General features: G+C 35.3%; 16 protein-coding genes. 11 read left to right on the top strand and 5 right to left on the bottom strand.

The window, feature by feature from the left end:
- Positions 1 to 150 precede the first annotated feature (150 nt).
- On the top strand, positions 151 to 1,359 hold the full coding sequence (locus tag NSQ92_RS15600; RefSeq protein WP_047941848.1) for an argininosuccinate synthase: 1,209 nt from the start codon (positions 151 to 153) through the stop codon (positions 1,357 to 1,359).
- Positions 1,356 to 2,747: an argininosuccinate lyase gene (argH, locus tag NSQ92_RS15595; protein ID WP_047941849.1), complete on the top strand. Its 1,392-nt coding sequence runs from the start codon at positions 1,356 to 1,358 to the stop codon at positions 2,745 to 2,747. Before NSQ92_RS15600 ends, argH begins: the two co-directional genes overlap by 4 nt.
- A gap of 67 nt (positions 2,748 to 2,814) precedes the next feature.
- On the opposite strand, the gene NSQ92_RS15590 is transcribed toward argH, so the two are convergent.
- Positions 2,815 to 3,261 carry a universal stress protein gene (locus tag NSQ92_RS15590; RefSeq protein ID WP_047941850.1) on the bottom strand — a complete coding sequence of 149 codons (447 nt, stop codon included), beginning with the start codon at positions 3,259 to 3,261 and terminating at the stop codon, positions 2,815 to 2,817.
- A gap of 109 nt (positions 3,262 to 3,370) precedes the next feature.
- Here NSQ92_RS15590 and NSQ92_RS15585 point away from each other — a divergent pair, with 109 nt between their 5' ends.
- Entirely contained in the window at positions 3,371 to 3,517 is a 147-nt protein-coding gene (locus NSQ92_RS15585) for a hypothetical protein (RefSeq protein WP_156485418.1), read from the top strand.
- A gap of 254 nt (positions 3,518 to 3,771) precedes the next feature.
- Here the strand turns inward: NSQ92_RS15585 and NSQ92_RS15580 are convergent, their stop codons facing one another.
- Together NSQ92_RS15580 and NSQ92_RS15575 are read right to left on the bottom strand one after the other, a co-directional pair.
- The gene (locus tag NSQ92_RS15580) at positions 3,772 to 4,383 is read right to left on the bottom strand and encodes a cupin domain-containing protein (protein WP_047941851.1); all 612 of its coding nucleotides are present in this window, start codon (positions 4,381 to 4,383) and stop codon (positions 3,772 to 3,774) included.
- 260 nt (positions 4,384 to 4,643) lie between these two features.
- Entirely contained in the window at positions 4,644 to 5,744 is a 1,101-nt protein-coding gene (locus NSQ92_RS15575) for a M24 family metallopeptidase (protein ID WP_082810047.1), read from the bottom strand.
- 228 nt (positions 5,745 to 5,972) lie between these two features.
- On the opposite strand from NSQ92_RS15575, the gene NSQ92_RS15570 reads away from it, so the two are divergent.
- The 3 genes from NSQ92_RS15570 to NSQ92_RS15560 all read left to right on the top strand — a co-directional run bounded on the left by NSQ92_RS15570 (position 5,973) and on the right by NSQ92_RS15560 (position 9,064).
- Entirely contained in the window at positions 5,973 to 6,218 is a 246-nt protein-coding gene (locus NSQ92_RS15570) for a hypothetical protein (RefSeq protein ID WP_341152944.1), read from the top strand.
- Between the two features lie 578 nt (positions 6,219 to 6,796).
- Positions 6,797 to 8,116, top strand: coding sequence for a CBS domain-containing protein (locus NSQ92_RS15565; protein ID WP_047941853.1), 1,320 nt, complete (start codon positions 6,797 to 6,799; stop codon positions 8,114 to 8,116).
- A gap of 15 nt (positions 8,117 to 8,131) precedes the next feature.
- Entirely contained in the window at positions 8,132 to 9,064 is a 933-nt protein-coding gene (locus tag NSQ92_RS15560) for a DHH family phosphoesterase (protein WP_061798728.1), read from the top strand.
- Between the two features lie 81 nt (positions 9,065 to 9,145).
- Here NSQ92_RS15560 and ytrI read toward each other — a convergent pair whose 3' ends face one another.
- A complete protein-coding gene (gene ytrI, locus NSQ92_RS15555) occupies positions 9,146 to 9,655 on the bottom strand; it encodes a sporulation membrane protein YtrI (protein WP_047941855.1) in 510 nt (169 codons plus the stop codon).
- Positions 9,656 to 9,988, bottom strand: coding sequence for a YtrH family sporulation protein (locus NSQ92_RS15550; RefSeq protein WP_016202788.1), 333 nt, complete (start codon positions 9,986 to 9,988; stop codon positions 9,656 to 9,658).
- 460 nt (positions 9,989 to 10,448) lie between these two features.
- On the opposite strand from NSQ92_RS15550, the gene dnaE reads away from it, so the two are divergent.
- The 5 genes from dnaE to pfkA all read left to right on the top strand — a co-directional run bounded on the left by dnaE (position 10,449) and on the right by pfkA (position 18,162).
- Positions 10,449 to 13,811, top strand: coding sequence for a DNA polymerase III subunit alpha (dnaE, locus tag NSQ92_RS15545; protein ID WP_095258038.1), 3,363 nt, complete (start codon positions 10,449 to 10,451; stop codon positions 13,809 to 13,811).
- Between the two features lie 157 nt (positions 13,812 to 13,968).
- Positions 13,969 to 14,589: a FadR/GntR family transcriptional regulator gene (locus NSQ92_RS15540; RefSeq protein ID WP_082138306.1), complete on the top strand. Its 621-nt coding sequence runs from the start codon at positions 13,969 to 13,971 to the stop codon at positions 14,587 to 14,589.
- 69 nt (positions 14,590 to 14,658) lie between these two features.
- Positions 14,659 to 15,528 carry an acetyl-CoA carboxylase, carboxyltransferase subunit beta gene (gene accD, locus NSQ92_RS15535; RefSeq protein WP_047941858.1) on the top strand — a complete coding sequence of 290 codons (870 nt, stop codon included), beginning with the start codon at positions 14,659 to 14,661 and terminating at the stop codon, positions 15,526 to 15,528.
- On the top strand, positions 15,522 to 16,475 hold the full coding sequence (gene accA / locus NSQ92_RS15530; RefSeq protein ID WP_047941859.1) for an acetyl-CoA carboxylase carboxyl transferase subunit alpha: 954 nt from the start codon (positions 15,522 to 15,524) through the stop codon (positions 16,473 to 16,475). The genes accD and accA overlap by 7 nt, the downstream gene beginning before the upstream one ends.
- 721 nt (positions 16,476 to 17,196) lie before the next feature.
- Positions 17,197 to 18,162 (top strand): 6-phosphofructokinase, encoded by a 966-nt coding sequence (gene pfkA / locus NSQ92_RS15525; RefSeq protein WP_217275753.1) that lies wholly within the window; start codon positions 17,197 to 17,199, stop codon positions 18,160 to 18,162.
- Positions 18,163 to 18,252: the final 90 nt, after the last annotated feature.

Genomic DNA, 18,252 nt, shown 5'->3' with positions numbered 1-18,252 from the left:
ATCTTTTTGTGTGTATAAAAATAAAATTATTTAAATTTTTATAAAAATTCTATTGAAATTATTAGGGAAAGTTGTTAAAGTGATACATATAGTTTTTGAATAAAAATATAAATAAATGAATATTTATTCGCATATAGGAGGAATTAGGTAATGGCAAATCCAAAAGTAGTCTTAGCATATTCAGGAGGATTAGATACATCTGTAGCAATAAAATGGTTACAGGATCAAGGTTATGATGTAGTAGCTTGCTGCTTAGATGTTGGTGAAGGAAAGGATTTGAACTTTATACAACAAAAAGCACTTTCGGTTGGTGCAGTTCAATCTTATGTCATCGATGCAAAAGAAGAATTCGCACAGGATTTTGCACTTACTGCTATGCAGGCACATACCCTTTATGAAGGAAAGTATCCCCTTGTTTCTGCATTATCAAGACCTTTAATTTCCAAAAAATTAGTAGAAGTTGCAGAAAAAGAAAATGCTGTTGCGGTCGCACATGGATGTACGGGAAAAGGAAATGACCAAGTGCGTTTTGAAGTATCTATCCAAGCATTAAATCCTAATTTAAAAGTATTAGCACCAGTCCGTGAGTGGGGATGGTCTCGTGAAGAAGAAATTGCTTATGCAAAAGAAAAAAATATTCCCATCCCGGTTAACTTGGATAGTCCATTTTCTATAGACCAAAATCTATGGGGAAGAAGCAATGAATGTGGAATTTTAGAAGATCCTTGGGCTGCCCCTCCAGAAGAAGCGTATGACTTAACGGTAAGTCTCGAAAATGCTCCTGATCAAGCAGATATTATTGAAATTGAATTTAAGGAAGGTGTTCCTGTCAGCATAGATGGTATTACTTATTCTTTATCTGCGCTAATTCTTGAGTTAAATAAGATCGCTGGAAAACATGGTGTGGGTAGAATCGATCATGTAGAAAATAGATTAGTAGGAATTAAATCAAGAGAAGTGTATGAATGTCCAGGTGCTTTAACATTGATGAAAGCACATAAAGAATTAGAAGATATTACGCTTGTAAAAGAAGTAGCTCATTTTAAACCAGTTATCGAAAAGAAAATCACAGAAGTTATTTATGAGGGACTTTGGTTCTCTCCAATTACAAAAGCATTGCAAGCTTTCTTGCAAGAAACCCAGAAAAACGTGACAGGAACGGTTCGCGTGAAACTATTTAAAGGGCATGCGATTGTAGAAGGAAGAAAATCACCGTATTCTTTATATGATGAAAAACTTGCTACGTATACTTCCGACGATGAGTTTGATCATGCAGCAGCGGTTGGCTTCATTAAACTTTGGGGACTTCCTACAAAGGTTCAAAGCATTGTGGAAAACGACAAGAAGGTGTCTGTGTGAAGAAGTTATGGGGAGGCAGATTTACAAAATCTGCCGAGGAATGGGTAGATGAATTTGGGGCGTCCATTTCCTTTGATCAAGAACTAGTGTTAGAAGATATAGAAGGGAGCATTGCCCATGTGGAAATGCTCTCTAAGACAGGGATATTGTCAGTAGCAGAGGCAGAGAAAATCAAAAATGGATTACTTACTCTAAAAAAGCAAGCAGAAAAGGATGAATTATCTTTTTCTGTAAAACTAGAAGATATCCATCTTAATTTAGAAAGTAAATTAACGGATTTAATTGGTCCTGTAGGTGGGAAGCTCCATACTGGTAGAAGTAGAAATGATCAGGTTGCAACAGATATGCATCTTTACCTGCGAAAACAAGTGAAACAAATTATCCAATTATTGAATGAGCTGCAAAGCTCGTTGCTGGAAAAGGCAGAGCATCATATTGAAACAGTAATGCCTGGTTATACACATCTTCAGCGTGCCCAGCCTATCTCTTTTGCGCATCATTTAATGGCGTATTTCTGGATGTTTGAAAGAGACAAACAGCGATATCAGGAAAATGTAACGAGAATTAATGTATCACCACTAGGTGCAGGTGCTTTAGCAGGAACAACCTTTCCTATTGATCGTTCCTATAGTGCTGACTTACTTGGCTTTGATTCCATTTATGAAAATAGTATGGATGCAGTAAGCGATCGTGACTTTATTCTAGAATTTCTATCGACTAGTTCTATTTTAATGATGCATCTATCGCGCTTTAGTGAAGAAATTATTCTTTGGTCTTCTCAAGAATTTAAATTTATTGAATTAGACGATAGTTTTTCCACGGGAAGCAGCATTATGCCCCAAAAGAAAAATCCAGATATGGCTGAATTAATCCGAGGAAAAACCGGACGGGTTTATGGAAATTTAATGGGCTTGTTAACTGTATTGAAAGGTTTGCCTTTAGCATACAATAAAGATATGCAGGAAGATAAAGAAGGGATGTTTGATACCGTAAAAACGGTGGTTGGCTCTTTGCGCATTTTTGCTGGTATGATTCAAACAATGAAGGTTAATGAGCAAGGAATGGAAAATGCCACGAAAAATGACTTTTCTAATGCTACAGAATTAGCTGATTATTTATCAGAAAAAGGGATGCCATTCAGAGAGGCACATGAAGTAGTAGGGAAATTGGTTCTATACTGTGTGAATAAAAAATGTTATTTGCAGGATTTAAGTATTACAGAACTACAAGCGGCGAGCAGCTTATTTGAACAGGATATCTACCATGTATTGAATCCCAGAACGGCAGTTGAAAGACGAAATAGTGCTGGCGGAACTGGATTTACCCAAATAAAGCAGGCGATTGAAAAAGCAAAGCTTTGCGTTTGGGAAAAAGAAGAAGTGAAGTAAAAGAAGAAAATTCTATTATTTGATTGCAAACACTGCTTTCAATAATAGAACTTTCTTCTTTTTATTTCTATTGATCACTGCTTCTAACAATTAAAACATCACAAGGAGCATTTCTGGTAATTCCTTCAGAGACACTGCCGATAATAAATCTCTCAACGGCATTTAAACCTGTCGCTCCACACACAATTAAATCAGCTTTGTACTTTGTCGCAATTTCTCGAGGAACTACTGCTCTTGGAGAACCGAATTCAATTGCCTTTACAACATTCTCAATTCCTGCTGCAGTTGCTTGAACAATATATTTATCTAAGAGCTCATTAGCGAATTCATCTGATTTAGCTGCAATGGATTGATCGTACGCAGCTACTGTTGCAAAAGATCTCGTATCAATAACATGGGCAATGACAAGCCTAGCATTATTTTCTTTTGCGATTGAAATCGCTTTCTTTATAGCGTTATCAGCCTCATCAGAACCATCTACTGCCACAATAATGTTTTGATAGTTTACGTTCATAAGCATTCACTCCTTAAGTTTATCTACTTCTATTATATACCCAATTCATGCATAAGTTTAACTTTTCAATCAAATAATAGGGGGAAAAATAAGAAAGGAAGGAATAGAGATGCACAAACAAAATGAAAGTATACAGAATGATTTTCAATTTGATGAAAAAGGAAGCGAAGAAGTAACTGCCCAAGTGATGGAATCCTATAACGACGGTGCGGTTGATGCCTTCTTGGATAAAGAGCAGAAACAAATAAAGGACTAAACAAAAAAGACTGTAGGAAGAGCCTGAGCCTTAAATGATAGGCGAATAATAACTAATTCCACCTATCATTTAAGATAAACTAGTTTTAAGTTACTATGACCTGCGGCTGAATGGAGGAGGCTGAACCTCCCTCAACGCTCTCCTGGTGGAAAGCAATATATACCATTCAGCCTGTGAGTACTGTTGCAAAACAAATCGTCCTTTTTAAATAAATAACTGCCCTAATTTTTAATCCATCATCTGCACTCAACTTGTTAGTAATTTCTTGGAATGTAGTAAGGCTGGTAGATAGGCTGAGGATAAGGGGCGTCTGCATAATAATTTTGACTAGAACTATTTCTACTAATCACTGGGCCAAGAATTGTTGTTTTATTAATGGGAGAGATGGTGGATTTCCACTTATGAAGATCCAATGAATAAGTATGTGCCATTAAGTCTGGAGGAGTTAGACGAAGTAAATCAGAGCCAAAGATTGCTTCAGGTGTAGGTGCATTGAATATAGCTAATAAATGTGTCTTATTTGTATTTGCGATTTCATAATGCCACCAGCCTTGGGGAACATTAGCTACTTGGCCAGGCGTAATGGTATAGTTTAGGATTTTTTTTGTAAAAGGATTTAATAGTGAAACAGTAGCAGAACCGGAAATGCAGTATACGAGCTCTGCCGCATTTTGGTGAATATGTGGTTCAACTACAATATCTCTGCTTAAATAGATATCTAGCAATGACACATTCTCTAACGAATTTAACTGTTGTTCTCCTAAAACATTAATATAGTTATGACTATCTCTTGTGAAAAAATTACTTTTATTTACATCAAAATGGTATTGGATTTTTGGATCTGTATAATCTACATATTTAACCATTCTCTTCTCCCCCATTTATTCCTTTTTAAGTTTAGGTATCTTATGTAAAATATAAATTTAGGTGCAAGTACATTAAAAGAGAAGATAATAGATTCGTTTTTTTGGGGGCATGAGTATTTCATTCACATATAAACCCCAACGATTATACGGAGATGCTAGGGGAAACTCCGAATTATCGTTGGGGTTATTTAGAAAACAGGTTTGTGGTTAACATCCGCATGACAGATATTAAAAAACAGGCGGATTTTCTTGTTTACCATTTATTGAATAATTTGAAGCTCTTTCGGAAATTTAGTTAAAATCTCCACTCCATCTTTTGTAACATAAACATCATCTTCTATCCGAACTCCTGCAACATTCGGTACATAAATTCCCGGCTCGATTGTATATACCATACCTTCTTGTAAAACTAGGGAATTTGTTTCAGTTAAGGAAGGGAATTCATGAACACTAATCCCTAATCCATGCCCTAAACGGTGAGGGAAAAACTCGCCATAACCTGCTTCTCTTATTGTGTTTCGAGCAGCTAGATCAACAGTAGCACAAGAAACGCCTGGCTTAGAGGCTTCAATCGCTGTAAGCTGAGCTTTTAAAACTGTATCATAAATATCCTTTTGCTTATCATTAATGTCGCCAAATGCCACTGTTCTGGTTATATCGGAACAATATCCATCAACAACAACCCCTAAGTCAAATAATACTAGGTCTCCTTTTTTGATTTTTGTCTCTCCTGGATTACCATGAGGGGAAGCGCCGTTCACACCAGTTAAAACCATGGTTGAAAAGGACATCTTACCAATTCCTTTTTTCTTCAATTCATATTCAATTGCAGCTAGAATTTCCATTTCAGATTTGCCTTCTGCTATTTCATTACAGCCTACTTCTATAGCGAAATCAGCCCATTTACAAGCTTCTTTTATCTTAGCTAATTCATCTGATGTTTTTATCATGCGCAAAGTATTAATTTTTTCTTCTGCTGAAACATATCCTTCAATGTTTGGAAATGACGTTTGAAGTGCCTGATATCTTGCCACATTCATGTGATCTATTTCAAGAGCTACTTTTGTTGTACGGTTTGTACGGCTTTGAACCATACTTTGAATAGCCTCCCATGGATTTTCTGTATCACTATAGCCGATGATATCATAGCTCCACCCGGCATTTTTAGCATCATTTGTTTCCATTGCAGGACAAACTAATATCGGATCGTTTTCTGGGAAGACAATCAAAGCCAATAATCTTTCATGTGGATCACTATAGAATCCGCTAAAATAGAAAATATTATCTGTAGAAGTTAAAAAAGTGAAATCAATTTCTTCCTGCTTCATCCAATTTGCTAGAGACGCTATTTTTTTTTCCAATTCAACCTACCTCCAAGTGTTTCTTAACAAGTCTATACTTTTTTCCATTTCCTTATATTGTAGGACCAGTTAAATATTATTCTTATCCTATAAGATTATCAACATAAGTCGTGTATGTAAATATTTAGACTTACGAAACTTTCTGTGTGATCAGATGCTTTAGCTAATTTTTAAATACTTTTTTTGTCCTTGTCCGCATAGGATAGTATCAAGGAGGTTTTAGCGACTATGAATAAGAATAGATATTTACTATGTATATTATTATGTGGTGTCCTTTTATATTATGGAATGCCAAGACTTTCTCCCTTCAGTAACGGGGCTGAAGGAATATTTTCGGTTACATGGCTAGCCTTTGCCTTAATGGTAGTAGCGGGAAATTTAACTGCATTACTATATACCCCTAAAAAACCACGACTAGCCAAAAGGTCCTATAGTAAAGCACAGAAAAAGAAGAAAATCTATTATTACCAATAAGATGAAAAGAGGAGAGAGATAGAACTAAAACGAAAATCTATCTCCCGTTATCAATAAATAAGGGTCCGTATGCTGGTAAATGATTATGCGGGTCTTTATTGCCGATATCCGTATAATGTGGTTCGATTTATTTACGGCTGGAATTATTTTCTTCCAGCCCTTTTAGCATGTAATATTTTAATACCAATCAGATTTTTTTAAAGAAATAAAGATGTCCACAAAAGACATACTCCACTCAAAAAACAAAATGACTGAATGTTTTAATGGCGATTAACAGAGAATTCATTGAATACCCTAGTAGTTCACTCTATAATAAAGATATACAAGCTTTTTTCAATAGATTTTTTACCTAGGGAAATCATAGATATTAAAGAAGGCAGCTTTAAATGAAAGAAATTAATAGTTAGCCGAAAACTATTGAAACATAGATGGATAAATTGTAATAAATAGAAATAAATGGTATGAAAATGTCTAGTACAGGCAGTTTTCGCATAGAACAAACGAGAGAGTTTAACCAATAGAATTTTCTAAGTTTGTCTGCGAGAAGCAGTGTGCTTTTCTTAAAAGAGGGTGGTAATTTGGCTACAAAACATGAGCAAATATTAAATTATATTGATGAATTACAAGTAGGAGAAAAGATTTCTGTTCGACAAATTGCGAAAGCATTAAATGTAAGTGAAGGAACAGCTTATAGAGCGATAAAAGAAGCAGAGAATAAAGGGTATGTAAGTACCATTGAAAGAGTTGGTACAATTAGAATTGAACGAAAGAAGAAAGAAAATATTGAGAAGTTAACCTATGCAGAAGTAGTTAATATTGTGGATGGACAAGTTCTTGGTGGGAGAGCTGGTTTACATAAAACCTTAAATCGTTTTGTTATTGGGGCAATGAAATTAGATGCAATGATGCGCTATACAGGTCCTGGAAATCTCTTGATTATAGGGAACCGTGTGCGGGCACATGAACATGTATTAAAAGCTGGTGCTGCGGTTTTAATTACAGGTGGCTTCGATACAGAGGAACATGTGAAACGTTTAGCAGACGATTTGCAGCTCCCGATTATTTCAACAAGCTATGATACATTTACTGTTGCAACAATGATAAACCGGGCAATCTATGATCAGCTCATAAAAAAAGAAATTGTTTTAGTAGAAGATATTTTAACACCGCTTAAAGAAACGATTTACTTAAAGACAACGGATGATGTTGCTTTGTGGCATAAATATAATAAAGAAACGTTACACGGTCGGTTCCCAGTAGTGGATCATAGTTTAAAAGTACAAGGGATGATTACATCAAAGGATATCATTGGAAAATCGATGGATATGACGATCGATAAAGTCATGACAAAACACCCAATGACGGTTAGTGGCAAAACAAGTGTTGCTTCTTGTTCGCATATGATGGTATGGGAAGGAATTGAAGTCTTGCCAGTTGTAGATGAAGCAAACAAGCTAGAAGGGATTATTAGTAGACAAGATGTATTAAAAGCGCTGCAAATGAACCAAAGACAGCCTCAAATTGGCGAAACGATTGATGATATTGTCACAAAGCATGTCTTGTTGACTAAAGGAAAAAACAAAGGGGAAACAGCCTTTTCCTGTGAAGTAACTCCGCAGATGACGAATCACTTAGGGACCATATCTTATGGGGTGTTTACAACGATTGTTTCCGAAGCGGCGAACAGAGTACTTAGAGGGTTTAAAAAAGGTGATTTAGTTGTCGAAAATATGACCATCTATTTTATCAAGCCAGTTCAAATGGATAGTGTTATTGAAATAGTTCCCAAAATTTTAGAAGTTGGACGAAAATTTGGGAAAGTCGATGTAGAAGTTTTTAACCACGGAGTACTTGTTGGAAAAGCGATGATGATGTGTCAATTAATCGATCGTCATTAATGAAAGGAGAAATAAATGAAACAGAAAATACTAGATGCGATAAGAGCCTTTAATACTATCATTATTCATAGACATGTCCGTCCAGATCCAGATGCATATGGATCGCAAGGTGGATTAGCAGAAATTATAAAAACTTCTTATCCCGATAAAAACGTCTATACGGTAGGAAAAGAAGAAGCTTCCTTAAACTTTTTACGAAGACTCGATGTCATTGATGACAGCACCTATGCTGATGCGCTGGTCATTGTATGTGATACAGCTAATCAAGAAAGAGTATGTGACCAGCGCTATCTGACTGGGAAAATGCTAATAAAGATCGACCATCATCCAAATGATGATGCATATGGCGATATAGTTTGGGTAGAGACTGCAGCTAGTTCGACAAGTGAGTTGATCTATGAGTTTTATTTGTTTGGAGAAGATCAGGGGCTAAAGATGAGTGATGAGGCTGCAAGGCTGCTATATGCGGGAATTGTTGGAGATACTGGGAGATTTCTATATCCAAGTACATCGGAAAAAACATTTCTTTATGCCGGAGAATTAATCAAATATTCTTTTTCGCGCACAGAAATGTATGACCAAATGTATGAACTCGATCCCCATATTGTCAAGCTGAGTGGCTATGTTCTGCAAAATTTTCAAGTTCATGCAAATGGAGTAGCAAGTATGAAGCTCAATAAGGAAATATTAGCTCAATTTCAGGCAACTCCTGCAGAGGCATCGTTACTTGTTAGCAGTCTAGGGAGTGTAAAAGGTTTAAAAGCATGGGTCTTTTTTATTGAAGAAGCAGATCAAATTCGTGTAAGATTGCGTTCAAAAGGACCAGTTATTAATGGAATTGCAAAAAAATATAATGGTGGAGGACATCCAATGGCCTCAGGCGCAACCATTTATCAATGGGAGGATGCCTGTAAAGTAGTGAAGGATTTAGAAGCAGTTTGTAAATAAGGTAGTTTTCTTATGGCTTAATTATTCAACAAGAAAGAAAAAGGGTGCAATCCGTTACGTTATAATGGATTGCACCTCTTTTTAATCGCCAAAGGTGACTCTTAATTCGACATGAACCGTTGTATAAATAATCAACTCTGTTACTTTAAATTTATAACGCTTTTTATCGGAAACAACTACTTTGTTTTCAATCGACTTTTTTAACAGTGCGCGACTTTTATAGACCATATCGAGGTCTTTTGCAATAATGGTCGATAAATCTTCTTTAATGGCATCTTCCATTTCTAAGGCATTAAAGGGTTTAATATCATATTTTTCTTTATCTGTATTGTTTATCTTTACAACGATATCCTCCACTGTCAGCTTTTCTTCGGTCGTTTTATTTTGTGCAGCAAATTCCTCTTGCCATATTTTTTTCTCTCTTTCTAAATCCTCAATAGTTGCTTTTTGTGTTTTAATTTCCGAGCTATATCGTTCCTGCCATACACCGAAAATAAAGACAAAAATACACCAACTGATTACTCCACCGATAACCATTCCGGCAAAAAAACGTTGTACAGCCTGATTTTTATAATATGGTGGAATTCTCATTTATATATACTCCTGTGTAATCCACTTAATAATTGTAATGCCTGTATGAGCTCCTCCGAAAGCAGAAACGATTAATAAGATTTGTTTGAATAGGTCTTTTGTGCCAGCATCATAGATTCCTTTTTCAATCGTATCAATAGCATCAAAGGTCCCGCCAATCGCTGTAACAATCGCCCAAATTTTGATGATTCCAGAAATGCGTATGATTTCAGTAAGGAGTGGTTTTCCGGTTAGAAATGCAGCAAGTCCACCTAAAAGTGCGCCTCCTAAAATAACCCCTAAGGCAATAAAGTAGCTTTCGATGAAGGTAGGGAAGAATGGTTGTTGATTCATACGTTTACCTCTCTAACTTTTATTAGTTTTTGTTTCTAAGCAGGCAATAAATCAAATAGAATGAAGTCTTCTCCATAGAGCAAAATATTTATTCTCACGGTTGTATATTTTTCTCATATCTTGTAATCTTCTATTCTTCTTCTTATTATTATGGACAATCTATTGCATTTATGAATGAATTTAAAGGTCGATTATACAAGTGTTGAAGTTTCACGTCATTCCTTAATAAAGAGAACATATTTTCTTTTTTTGCTGTGAACATCTATAATGAAAGGAAAAAGTCTTTTATTTTGAGGCAAACTAATAAGATAGAATAACAATGATTGCTTTTTTAAGGGAATAGCCTTTAAAGTGGTAAAAAGGTTTGTAAATAAAGCAAAAATGACATCTTCTCTAGCATTTTTATATATTTTTTTGTTATAAGGAAAAAAATTTTTTAAGAAAAGTGGTGAATTAATTTATGTCTTTTATACATCTTCAAGTATCTAGTGCATATAGCCTTTTATCTAGCACGCTTTCGATAAAAGAGTTAGTTACAAATGCTAAAAAGCATGGCTATCGTTCTATTGCTTTAACAGATCGCAATGTGATGTATGGTGCAGCTTCTTTTTATAAAGAATCATTAAAGCAAGGGATAAAACCGATTATCGGACTAACAGTAGATGTAATAAGTGAATGGGAAGAAGATAATGTTTATCCATTGGTCTTATTAGCTAGAACTAGTCTAGGATTTAAAAATTTATTGAAAATTACGAGTGCTGTTCAAACAAAAAATCCACAGGGAATTCCTGTGAAATGGTTAAAGCATTATGCTAAAGGTCTCGTTGCAATCTCACCTGGATTTGAAGGGGAGATTGAACAAAATTTACTGAGGGATGATACGGAATCAGCAAGAAATACATTAATGCTATGGAAGTCCATTTTTGAACCTGGTCAATGCTTTTTATCTATTCAAAGACACGGCATTGCGGTGGAAGATGCACTAAATGAAAAGTTACTCAGATTAGCTTCTGAAGAAAAAGTCAAGCTGGTAGCAACAAATAATGTATTTTACCTGGAGGAGGAGGACCATTTTGCTTATGAATGCTTAAAGGCAATCAAAAATGGGGAGAAGCTTTCCGATATAGAGCAAGATGAATGGAGTTCTAATCAGCATTATCTAAAAAACAAAGAAGAAATGATCACATTATTCAATGATCAACCAGATATTCTGGAAAACACATGGAAGGTAGGAGAGTCTTGTCAGATTGAAATGAATGGCATACTTGCTACCTTACCTAAATATACTGTACCTGCAGGAAAAAATGCTCTTAGTTATTTAAGAGAATTATGTATGGCTGGTTTAAATGACAGATATTCTCATCCTTCTCCAGAACACACAGCACGGTTGGAATATGAATTGGACATCATTGGGAGAATGAATTATAGTGACTATTTCTTAATTGTTTGGGATTTTATGAAGTTTGCGCGAGAGAACGGAATTCTAACAGGTCCTGGAAGGGGGTCAGCTGCGGGATCAATCGTTGCCTATGTTTTACATATTACAGATATAGATCCTATTAAATATCAATTGCTTTTTGAAAGATTTTTAAATCCAGAGAGAATTTCCATGCCAGATATCGATATTGATTTTCCTGATAATAAGCGGGATAAAGTTATTTCATATGTGAAAAATAAATATGGAGAGCTGCATGTTGCGCAAATTATTACCTTTGGTACGCTTGCTGCTAAAGCAGCTTTGCGTGATGTTGGGCGAGCCTTTGGCTTATCTGTTAAAGAGTTGGATGAACTGTCAAGAATGATCCCATCTAAACTAGGTGTTAATCTCAAACAAAGCTATCAAGAATCCATCCGTTTGCAGCAATTTGTTGAATCATCTCCTCGAAATCAAAAACTATTTGATACTGCATGTAAAATCGAAGGGCTTCCAAGGCATACATCAACCCATGCTGCCGGCGTGGTTCTTAGTCAACAGCCCCTTGTTGATATTATTCCGATTCAAGGTGGTCATGACGATATTTATTTAACACAGTATAGCATGGAATATTTAGAGGAACTTGGCTTATTGAAAATGGATTTTCTTGGTTTAAGAAATCTTTCTTTTATTGAAGCTATTCTTGATATGCTTTATAAAGCAACAAAGAAAAGAATAGATATAAGAAAAATACCAATTGATGACCCAAATGTTTTCAAGCTATTAAGTAGAGGAGATACAACAGGGATCTTTCAATTAGAATCAGAAGGAATGCGCAATGTATTAAAGAGGTTACAGCCAACTAATTTTGAAGATATTGTAGCTGTTAATGCGCTTTACCGTCCTGGACCTATGGAGAATATACCGCATTACATCAATAGAAAACATGGCAAAGAATCGATAAACTATTATCATCCTGATTTAGAAGAGATACTAAAGAGCACCTATGGAGTGATTGTTTATCAAGAGCAAATTATGCAAATCGCTTCTAAAATGGCTGGGTTCTCACTAGGAGAGGCGGATTTGTTGAGACGAGCTGTGAGTAAGAAACAAAAGGAAATTCTGGAAAAAGAAAGAATTCATTTTGTAAAAGGAGCAGAAAGAAAAGGATATCATGAAAAAACAGCGAATGAAATATATGAGTTAATTGTGCGTTTTGCCAACTATGGTTTTAATAGAAGTCATGCAGTAGCATATAGTATGATTGCTTATCAGCTTGCCTATTTAAAAGCAAACTACCCCCTGTATTTTATGGCGGCACTATTAACATCTTCCCTTGGAAACACAGGGAAAATAATTCAGTATATTCAAGAGTTAAAACAGATGAATATTGAATTGACTCCGCCTTCTATTAATCAAAGTAATTACTTTTTCCGTGTAGAAAAGAATAAAATCCGTTATAGCTTAGCAGGCATAAAAGGTATTGGCGGAAATGTATTAAGAGAAATATTAAAGGCGAGAAGTCAGAAAAAATTTGAAGATTTGTTTGATTTTTGTATACGAGTTTCCCCGAAGACGGTTAACAGAAGAGTCTTGGAAATGCTTATTTATTCCGGAAGCTTCGATGAATTCGGAGTAGATCGTGCTATTTTGCTGGCATCTATTGATGTAGCCATACAGCACGCCCAATTAGTTCATCCAGAGGATGAAGAGCAAAATGATTTATTTAGTGAGGATGATTTCTTTTTTAAACCGAAATATGTAGAAGTAGAACCACTCAGAGTGGAAGATAAATTAGCTTTAGAAAAAGATGCCTTAGGATTTTACTTATCAGACCATCCTGTGTCTATCTATAAGCCGTATCAAGCAACTTTGCAAACCATTGCTATTAATGGAATGGAAGTAGGAAAAAAACATAAAAGCATTGTCTATATAACAGAAATAAATATCATTCGCACTAAAAAAGGGGAGCCGATGGCATTTATCCAGCTGAGTGATCAGAGCGGAGAAATGCAAGGTGTTATATTTCCAACTATTTTTAAGAAATATCAAAGTCTGCTTAACTCGGGTGAAATCGTATATTTAGAAGGGAAATGTGAAGAAAGAAACGGCAGTAAACAATTTGTTATTCAATTAGTTGAATCGATGAGGACGATTGTCCAGTCACTTTCTAAAAAGGAACATAAGTTGTTTATTAAAGTGATGAATGAGAAGCATATGATGAACCAAAGATTAGAGTTACTGGCGGTTATGAGAAAATTCCCGGGAACTACTCCAGTTATTATTCATTATGAGGAAACAGGAAAAAACATCGTTTTAAACGAAGAATATAAAATTTCACCAAGTAAGGAATGTATCGTTGAATTATCTACTTTACTAGGTGCTAATCGCGTTTTCTTATCCGAATAAAACTTTACAACTTTAAAAAGTTGTTATATTGTTTAATAAGCTGACTGGTCAGACCACTTAGCCTAAATTTTTGGATTGGATATTTTGTACTTATACTTTATTTATTTTCTTATAACATTGCCAAAAAAGGCAAGAAAGAAGTGAGTGATGACATAAGGTGAATGAATCATCTTCAAAGGAATCCAAATTATATGTGGATATCGTGAATCATTTACGAGAAATGATTGATCAAAACGGCCTGAAACCAGGGGACAAGCTTCCCTCTGAACGAGTATTGAGTGAAACCCTGCATGCAGGCAGATCATCCATCAGGGAAGCTCTGAGAGCATTAGAGCTGCTTGGGTTGATTGAAACAAGAAAAGGGGAAGGAACCTTTCTTCGTGATTTTCAAGGTCATAAATTAGTAGAATTGATCAGTACTTTTATATTGCAGAATGATAAAGCAAAACAAGACGTTTTGGAAACAAAGAACTATATTCAATTAAATGCTCTATATATTGCCATGGAAAAAATTACAGAAGATGAATTGGCACATTTAAAACAGTTGGTAAATGAACGAGAAATATCAGAAAGTGAGTTTTTCTTTCAAATCATTAAAATAGCTGATAATTTCTTGGTCCATCGTTTATGGACTATTTTAAATGACTATTATCATTCACTAACAATTCCTGCGAAAGAATGGAAGAGGGAGGATTACCTCCTTCTTTTAGATTCATTAAAAAAAAAGAATCAAATGCAATTATGGAGTGTATTTAGTAATTACAATAATTTTAACTGATTATTGGTGCTTGGAAATGATAGGAATCCGATTCAAATCTAAATTGTTACTTATGGGGAGGTTTCCATATTGATTAAGGGAATATTTTCGAAATCAAAAAAACTTAAGTATGCAACATTACCTTCAGAATTATCAAAGAATGAAGTTCCAGAAGGGATTATGACAAAATGTTCTAATTGTAAGAAAATAATGTATACACGTGAATTACAGAAGAATCATAAGGTTTGTTTAAACTGTGGGTATCATCTGCCTATGAAGGCTTATGAAAGAATGAATTGCATTTTGGATGAAGCAACTTTTGTTGAGCTAAATGCAGAAATGAGAACCGGAAATCCTTTGCAGTTTCCTGGTTATGAAGATAAAATTGCCGGCGATATTAAAAAAACGAATATGAATGAAGCTGTTGTTACAGGAACAGGCGAAATAAATGGCAGAAAAGTAGTAATAGCTGTAATGGATTCTTCTTTCCGGATGGGAAGTATGGGTTCAGTAGTTGGAGAAAAAATTACCCTCGCTGTCGAAAAGGCTGATGAGCTTTCGGTACCCTTTATAATTTTTACGGCTTCTGGTGGAGCAAGAATGCAAGAAGGCGTGCTAAGTCTTATGCAAATGGCGAAAACAAGTGTAGCATTAAAACGATTTAGCGATAATGGCGGTTTATATATTACCATTATGACCCACCCAACAACAGGAGGCGTTTCTGCAAGCTTTGCCTCACTTGGAGATTATAATTTTGCTGAACCAGGTGCATTAATTGGTTTTGCGGGACGTCGTATTATTGAACAAACGATAGGAGAAGAGCTTCCGGAGGACTTCCAAACGGCAGAGTTTTTACTAAAGCATGGTCAATTAGATGCGGTAATACCTAGATTAGAATTAAAAGAGAAGCTTAGCCTCGTGCTTGAAATGCATCAAACAGGTGGTGAATTAGAATGGTAGGATTAGATTTTGATAAACCAATTAATGAATTGAAAGATAAAATCCAAGAATTAAAAGACTTCTCGGAAAATGCAAATGTTGATTTAAGTACAGAGATTGAAAAATTAGAAATACGCTTAAAAAAATTGGAAAAAGATGTATACGATAATATGAAGCCTTGGGATCGAGTTCAAATTGCTAGACATCCAAATAGACCAACGACCCTTGACTATATTCCCCATTTGTTTACTGATTTTATCGAATTACATGGAGATAGAGGCTTTGGAGATGATGAGGCAATTGTAGGTGGAATTGCGAAATACAAAGGGTTACCAGTAACGATTGTCGGCCATCAAAGAGGAAAAGATACAAAGGAAAATATTCGCAGAAATTTTGGAATGCCTCATCCAGAAGGATATCGAAAAGCCCTGCGTCTAATGAAGCAAGCGGATAAGTTCAATCGTCCCATTATTTGTTTTATTGACACAAAAGGTGCATACCCTGGTAAAGCTGCAGAGGAAAGAGGACAAAGTGAAGCTATTGCCAAAAATTTATTTGAAATGGCATCGATGGAAGTCCCAATAGTCTGTATTGTAATTGGAGAAGGTGGTAGTGGTGGTGCTTTAGCACTTGGCGTTGGTAACCATATTCACATGCTAGAGAACTCCACATACTCAGTTATTACACCAGAAGGAGCCGCATCTATTTTATGGAAAGATGCTGGGCAGGCTAAACAAGCAGCTGAAAAAATGAGGATTACTGCACCTGACTTAAAAGAGTTAAGCATTATTGATTCCATCATTAAGGAAGTAAAAGGTGGAGCACACCATAATATAAAAGAACAAGCAGAACAAATTGATGAAGTATTATATGCATCTCTGAAAGAATTAAAAGGAATGACAAAGGAAGAACTTGTGAATAACCGCTATGCTAAGTTTAAAAATATGGGTGTCTATTTAAATCATTGATAAGAGTTTTTAAACGAGACTAAGAATAAATTTCCAAGCGAAGATAACCCCCCATAATTATGCGGAGATAGTAAAACTATTTCGTATGATTGTTGGGGGGTTTTTATTCATTTTTTATGCGTCAAAAGGTTTTAATTTCCCACCCAGTGCATCGTTTAATTATAACGTTATGGACGAGTTCTAATCTAAACACACATAATCAAATAGCGGAAAACGTTTGTCCGATCCAATTTGGGAAGTATTTTTGTTTTTTCTTCTTTTTTTATTGGTATGAAAATGCGGTAAGAAGGTAAAAATGTAGTTTGCAGAATAAAAAATGTTTATTTTATTTTAAAACTATTAACACTATTTTTATGATTTTTCTTTTCTGAATGCCAGTTAATAGGTTTAAAGTTTGCGATAAGGGGAAATAGCTACAAAATAGTGATAGATAAAACGTTTGCATTTTGCTGATTATTCCGTCTTTTATTTTTTTTTCATATTAAGTTGAGATACACGATTCTTCATGATATGGTAGAATTGTTTAATGGATAATTGGATAAATGTAAGATAAATTAATAGAGAAAAGCCAATTTCTTGATTAATTTACAAAAGTTAGCATTACATAAATTATATATGTAAATTTTGTGAAAAATGTTACAGACAAGTAATTTGTTATATAATAGTATATGTATGTTATGCTACATAATTTATTTGTTAATGAAATTATGAGGTGAGGAAATTGACAGTTAAAAGAATTGGTGTATTAACAAGTGGCGGTGACGCACCAGGAATGAACGCAGCTATTAGAGCCGTAGTTCGTAAAGCGATATTCCATGGTGTGGAAGTATATGGGGTAGTTGGTGGTTATGCTGGGCTAATTAGTGGCAACTTCAGAAAATTAGAAGTTGGTTCAGTTGGTGATATAATCCATCGTGGTGGAACCTTCCTTTTCTCTGCACGTTGTGAAGAATTTAAAACAAAAGAAGGACAACAAAAAGGGATTGAGCAATTAAAGAAACATAATATCGATGGACTAGTAGTCATTGGTGGAGATGGTTCTTATATGGGTGCGAAGGCGCTTACAGAACAAGGTTACCCTTGTGTTGGAGTTCCAGGAACAATTGACAATGATATTCCAGGAACAGAATTCACAATCGGTTTCGATACTGCATTAAACACAGTTATTGATGCGATTGATAAAATCCGTGATACAGCTACATCTCACGAGAGAACATTCATCATTGAGGTAATGGGAAGAAATGCTGGGGATATCGCATTATGGGCTGGTTTAGCTGGTGGTGCTGAAACAATTCTTATTCCAGAAGAAGGCTTTAACTTGGAGGAAATTGTAGGCAGATTGAAAAAAGGTCAAGAGCGTGGTAAAAAGCATAGTATTATTGTCGTAGCTGAAGGAGTAGCCAGCGGTGTTGAAATCGGTAAATTGATTGAAGAAAATACAGATTTCGATACTCGTGTGTCTGTGTTAGGACATATGCAGCGTGGTGGATCACCTACAGCCCAAGACCGTGTGTTAGCTAGTCGTCTAGGTGCATATGCAGTTGAGCTTTTAGTAGAAGGCAAAGGTGGAAGAGCTGTTGGTATCGAAAAAAATCAATTGGTTGATTATGATATCATTGAAGCGTTAGCACGTAAACATACGATTGATAATAATTTATATCACTTATCAAAAGAATTATCCATTTAAATCAGTAGGAATTTATGATTATCTAGTGCATTTTATGATTAGATCATCCATAAATTCCTAAAATGCTGTTTTAGTTCGCTATTATTTTTT

It is taken from the genome of Niallia sp. FSL M8-0099 (genome assembly GCF_038006945.1).
Taxonomy (GTDB): Bacteria; Bacillota; Bacilli; order Bacillales; family Cytobacillaceae; genus Niallia; species Niallia circulans.
This window is presented reverse-complemented; position numbering and strand designations above follow the sequence as displayed.

Coding starts and splice junctions, on each gene's coding strand:
- NSQ92_RS15600 (WP_047941848.1), top strand. CDS start 151: ATGGCAAATCCAAAAGTAGTCTTAGCATATTCAGGAGGATTAGATACA.
- NSQ92_RS15590 (WP_047941850.1), bottom strand. CDS start 3,261: ATGAACGTAAACTATCAAAACATTATTGTGGCAGTAGATGGTTCTGAT.
- NSQ92_RS15585 (WP_156485418.1), top strand. CDS start 3,371: ATGCACAAACAAAATGAAAGTATACAGAATGATTTTCAATTTGATGAA.
- NSQ92_RS15580 (WP_047941851.1), bottom strand. CDS start 4,383: ATGGTTAAATATGTAGATTATACAGATCCAAAAATCCAATACCATTTT.
- NSQ92_RS15570 (WP_341152944.1), top strand. CDS start 5,973: ATGAATAAGAATAGATATTTACTATGTATATTATTATGTGGTGTCCTT.
- NSQ92_RS15560 (WP_061798728.1), top strand. CDS start 8,132: ATGAAACAGAAAATACTAGATGCGATAAGAGCCTTTAATACTATCATT.
- ytrI (WP_047941855.1), bottom strand. CDS start 9,655: ATGAGAATTCCACCATATTATAAAAATCAGGCTGTACAACGTTTTTTT.
- NSQ92_RS15550 (WP_016202788.1), bottom strand. CDS start 9,988: ATGAATCAACAACCATTCTTCCCTACCTTCATCGAAAGCTACTTTATT.
- dnaE (WP_095258038.1), top strand. CDS start 10,449: ATGTCTTTTATACATCTTCAAGTATCTAGTGCATATAGCCTTTTATCT.
- accA (WP_047941859.1), top strand. CDS start 15,522: ATGGTAGGATTAGATTTTGATAAACCAATTAATGAATTGAAAGATAAA.